This window comes from uncultured Porphyromonas sp. (genome assembly GCF_934359325.1).
Lineage (GTDB): Bacteria > Bacteroidota > Bacteroidia > Bacteroidales > Porphyromonadaceae > Porphyromonas_A.
Genome location: NZ_CAKRLH010000152.1, coordinates 1 through 4,045 on the forward strand (window position 1 = coordinate 1; position 4,045 = coordinate 4,045).

Genomic DNA, 4,045 nt, shown 5'->3' on the forward strand with positions numbered 1-4,045 from the left:
GGCTCCAAGGTCTCCACGAAGATCGACGTGATCATGAACCTCCTCGGCAAGGTGGACAACCTGATCCTCACGGGCGGCATGACCTATACCTTTATGAAGTCTCGTGGCGGCAACGTCGGCAAGTCGCTCTTAGAGGAGGACAAGCTCGATGTGGCGCGCGAGATCGAGGAGACGGCAAAGAAGAATGGGGTCCGTCTCGTACTCGGCACCGACTGCGTCGCAGCCACAGACTTCGCTCCCGATGCTGACAGCAAGGTCGTACCCTGCAACGACATCCCCGATGATCGCGAGGGTCTGGACATCGGTCCTGATACTATCAAGCTCTTCCGTGAGGTGATCCTCCAGTCTAAGACAATCCTCTGGAATGGTCCTGCAGGGGTCTTCGAGTTCGATATGTTTGGCAAGGGTACCGAGGCGGTTGCCAAGGCGGTTGCTGAGGCGACCAAGGGCGGTGCCTACTCGCTGGTAGGCGGTGGCGACTCCGTAGCGGCGATCAATAAGTACCACCTCGCTGACGAGGTGAGCTACGTCTCCACCGGTGGCGGCGCACTCATCGAGGCTATCGAGGGCAAGACGCTTCCCGGCATCGCAGCGATCGAGAAGTAAGTCCACTATTAGGATAAAAGAAAAAGGCGGGCATCCTCCGGTGTGGAGGGTGCCCGCCTTTTTTCGTTCTACGTGCAGCGAGAGCTGCTCTAACACTATAAGTCGCCCGGCGACTGGGCTTCCTTACAGCTCCATCCGGCTACGCTGCTTGGAGGCGTGCGCCTTGCGGTCCGCTTCCGTGGGGTGAAATGCCGACCGTGTCGCCATCTGCTCGACCAGCTTGCGGTCGTCGCCACTGAGCCGTGAGGGGATGTGGACCTGGATGGAGATCAGTTCGTCTCCCCTCCGGGCGTCATCGACAGAGGGTAGTCCCTTATTGCGCAGTCGTAGGATCTCACCCGGCTGTGTCCCCGGCTTGATCGTCACCTTGACGTCCCCCTCGAGGGTCGGCACGATCACCTTGCCACCGAGGATCGCCTCGTCGATCGGCAGGAGGAGGCTGTAGAGCAGGTCACTGCCGTGGCGCACAAAGCGCTCATCGGAGCGGACGGCAAACTCGACGATCAGGTCGCCGCTCACGCCATCATTGGGACCCGCATTACCACCGCCACGGACGCGCATCTGCATGCCATCCTCGACGCCGGCGGGGACGCGGATCTCCTGCACCTCTTCGCCCGACTTTACCCCCTGACCGGAGCAGTGGGAGCACTTCTTCCGGATCTCCTTACCGGTGCCGTGGCAGGTGGGACAGACGCTCTGAGTCTGCATCTGTCCGAAGAAGGACTCCTGAGTGCGGATCACCGTACCCGATCCCTGGCAGGTGGGGCAGGTGACTACGTCGCTCGGGCTCTCCGCGCCGGAGCCGTGGCAGTGCTCGCAGGGGACCTGCTTCTTGATCTTAAGCTTCTTCGTCGTCCCCTTGAGCACCTCGTCCAGAGTGAGGTGGACCCTTATGCGCAGGTCAGATCCGCGCATCTGACGGCTGTAGCTGCCGCCGCCTCCGCCAAAGCCTCCGAAGCCACCAAAACCGCCAAAGCCTCCGAAGAGATCGCCAAACTGGCTGAAGATGTCCTCCATCGACATGCCTCCGCCACCGAAGCCTCCCGCACCGGCGGCACCGTCCACACCGGCGTGACCAAACTGGTCATACCGTTGACGCTTCTCCGGATCGCTTAGGACACTATACGCCTCGGCGGCCTCCTTAAACTTCTCCTCCGCACTCTTGTCGCCCGGATTGCGGTCCGGGTGGTACTTGAGGGCAGTCTTCCGGTAGGCCTTCTTGATTTCATCGGCTGAGGCCTCCTTGGTGAGCCCCAGTATCTCGTAGTAGTCTCTCTTCGTCGCCATATCTCTTACTTGCCGACCACCACTTTAGGATGGCGGATCACCTTGTCATTGAGCACGTAGCCCTTGAGGACGCAGTCGATGATCTTCCCCTTCTGCTCCTCCGTGCCGTCGCTCATGGCGACAGCCTCATGCAGCTCGGGGTCAAAGTCGACGCCCTGTACCTCCATCTCATGCACGCCCTCGGAGCGGAGGGCGCTGATAAACTTATCCCTCACCAGCAGGACACCCTCTCGCACCGCATCAACATCTGTCGCCTGGTCCATGCTCTCAACGGCGCGATCAAAGTCGTCCAGCACGTCGAGCATCGTCACCACGGTGCGCTCCGCGCCATACTTCATCAGGTCGGACTTCTCGCGGAGGGTGCGCTTCTTGTAGTTGTCAAACTCTGCCCTCAGTCGCAGATAGCTGTCCTGCAGCTCGGCGTACTTGTCGAGCAGGTCTTCCACCTTGGACTCCTCCTCTCCCTTGGGCTCCGGAGCAGCCGCTTCCTCGTCGGTTGTAGGGGTCTCCTGCTGCTCTACCTGCTCCACGGGATCCTCCCGGTGGTCATCCTTCTTATGCTTTTTATTCTCCTTCATATCTCGATATAATACAATTGTCTCCTATGGGACCGCACACAGGAGGGGCGGTCGGCATCCTTGGGTATGCAAAAAGGATACCAGACCGCCCGACTATCTCCTACGCTGTCACTTGCGACCGGTGTGACCGAAGCCGCCCTCGCCCCTGTCAGTATCGTCCAGCTGCTCGGTCTCGACCCACTCCACCTGCTCATAGCGCGCGAGGACCATCTGGCAGATCCGCTCTCCCGGCTCTATGGTAAAGGGCTCACGGGAGAGGTTGATCAGCGCCACGCGGATCTCTCCACGGTAGTCGCTGTCGATGGTGCCGGGGGTATTGAGCACCGTAATGCCGTGCTTCATCGCGAGTCCGCTGCGGGGGCGTATCTGCACCTCGTACCCCGCCGGGATGGCGAAGTAAAGTCCGGTCGGGATCAGCGCGCGATCGAGTGGCTCCAACGTCACCGGCTCCTCGAGAGCGGCACGGAGGTCAAGTCCGGCAGAACCGGCTGTGGCATGGGTGGGGAGCGGGTGTCCGCTCTTATTCACTATCCGAATGGTCGTAGACATGGGTAAATGGGATAATAGTGGGGTCAGAGGTGGAGCCCGTTATTCTTGATCGCCCGGTGCAGACGCTCCAGGAACCGCCGCTCCTGCTTCGGCGACAGACTTATCTCGATCGGGAGGTAGAGGATCCGGCTGCGCTCCTCGGACGTAAGGCTGTCGGCGTGGCTCAGGAGCCGCATCCCATCCTTCTCCGTGGTGATGATGAAAGAGTCCGGCTCCCGGATCAGCTCCCGGAGCTCCTCCAGGTCATCCTCGTCATAGCTGTGGTGGTCGTCGTAGACGATCAACTCCTCCGTCTCGGGATAGAGCTCTCGTACCTTGTCGAAGAAGTGCTCCGGGTCGGCAATGCCGGCGACGGCGGAGACACGTGACTCGCTAGTCGGGAGCGGTGCAGGCTGATCGGTGTCAAAGAGAGGAGTCGCCACGCCATAGACGGGACGGCTGAAGTAGACATCCTGATAGTCCTTAAGCGGAAGTTCGCCCATCATCATCCTCAGGTCGATCGGCTTGCAGTCGTCCGGTGTGTGGGTGACGATGATCGACTCCGCCCGATCCGCTGAGGAGGGATCGTCGCGAAGCGTACCGTAAGGCATGAAGCTGTCGCGCGTGAAGGGACGGTCGTAGGCGGTGAGGACGATGCTGTAGGCGGGGATCACCGCCCGGTGCTGAAATCCGTCATCCATCACCACCACGTCGGGACGCAACTCCTCCGGCATCAGCTCCAGGGTCTGCAGCGCTCGCTTCCGATCACCATCGACATAGACGATCACCTCGGGGAACTTCCGCTTAATCTGAAGCGGTTCGTCCCCCACCCTTGCGGCATCGTCGGTAGTCGAGACCACCATAGGCCCCTTGACCGACCGACCATAGCCCCGAGTCAGCACGGCGATCCGATACTCGTCGCGAAGCATCCGGATCACCCGCTCCACATGCGGCGTCTTGCCTGTCCCCCCGACAGCGACGTTGCCGATACAGATGACGGGGATGGAGGACTTGTACCCCTTGAGCATCCCCTCATCGTAGAGGAA

Annotated in this window: 5 protein-coding genes; 1 reads left to right on the forward strand and 4 read right to left on the reverse strand. The window is 60.8% G+C overall.

What is annotated here, in order from left to right; translation table 11 throughout:
- On the forward strand, nt 1–606 hold a 606-nt coding region (pgk, locus tag Q0F21_RS06005), incomplete at its 5' end, for a phosphoglycerate kinase (RefSeq protein WP_297238290.1).
- Between the two features lie 123 nt (nt 607–729).
- Here pgk and dnaJ read toward each other — a convergent pair.
- The 4 genes from dnaJ to lpxK all read right to left on the reverse strand — a co-directional run.
- On the reverse strand, nt 730–1,893 hold the full coding sequence (gene dnaJ, locus Q0F21_RS06010) for a molecular chaperone DnaJ (RefSeq protein WP_297238292.1): 1,164 nt from the start codon (nt 1,891–1,893) through the stop codon (nt 730–732).
- A 5-nt stretch (nt 1,894–1,898) separates the two neighbouring features.
- Nucleotides 1,899–2,471 carry a nucleotide exchange factor GrpE gene (locus Q0F21_RS06015; RefSeq protein ID WP_297238294.1) on the reverse strand — a complete coding sequence of 191 codons (573 nt, stop codon included), beginning with the start codon at nt 2,469–2,471 and terminating at the stop codon, nt 1,899–1,901.
- A 108-nt stretch (nt 2,472–2,579) separates the two neighbouring features.
- A complete protein-coding gene (gene dut, locus Q0F21_RS06020) occupies nt 2,580–3,020 on the reverse strand; it encodes a dUTP diphosphatase (protein ID WP_297238296.1) in 441 nt (146 codons plus the stop codon).
- Nucleotides 3,021–3,043: 23 nt separating this feature from the next.
- The coding region (gene lpxK / locus Q0F21_RS06025) for a tetraacyldisaccharide 4'-kinase (protein ID WP_297238298.1) at nt 3,044–4,045 on the reverse strand (1,002 nt) is incomplete at its 5' end.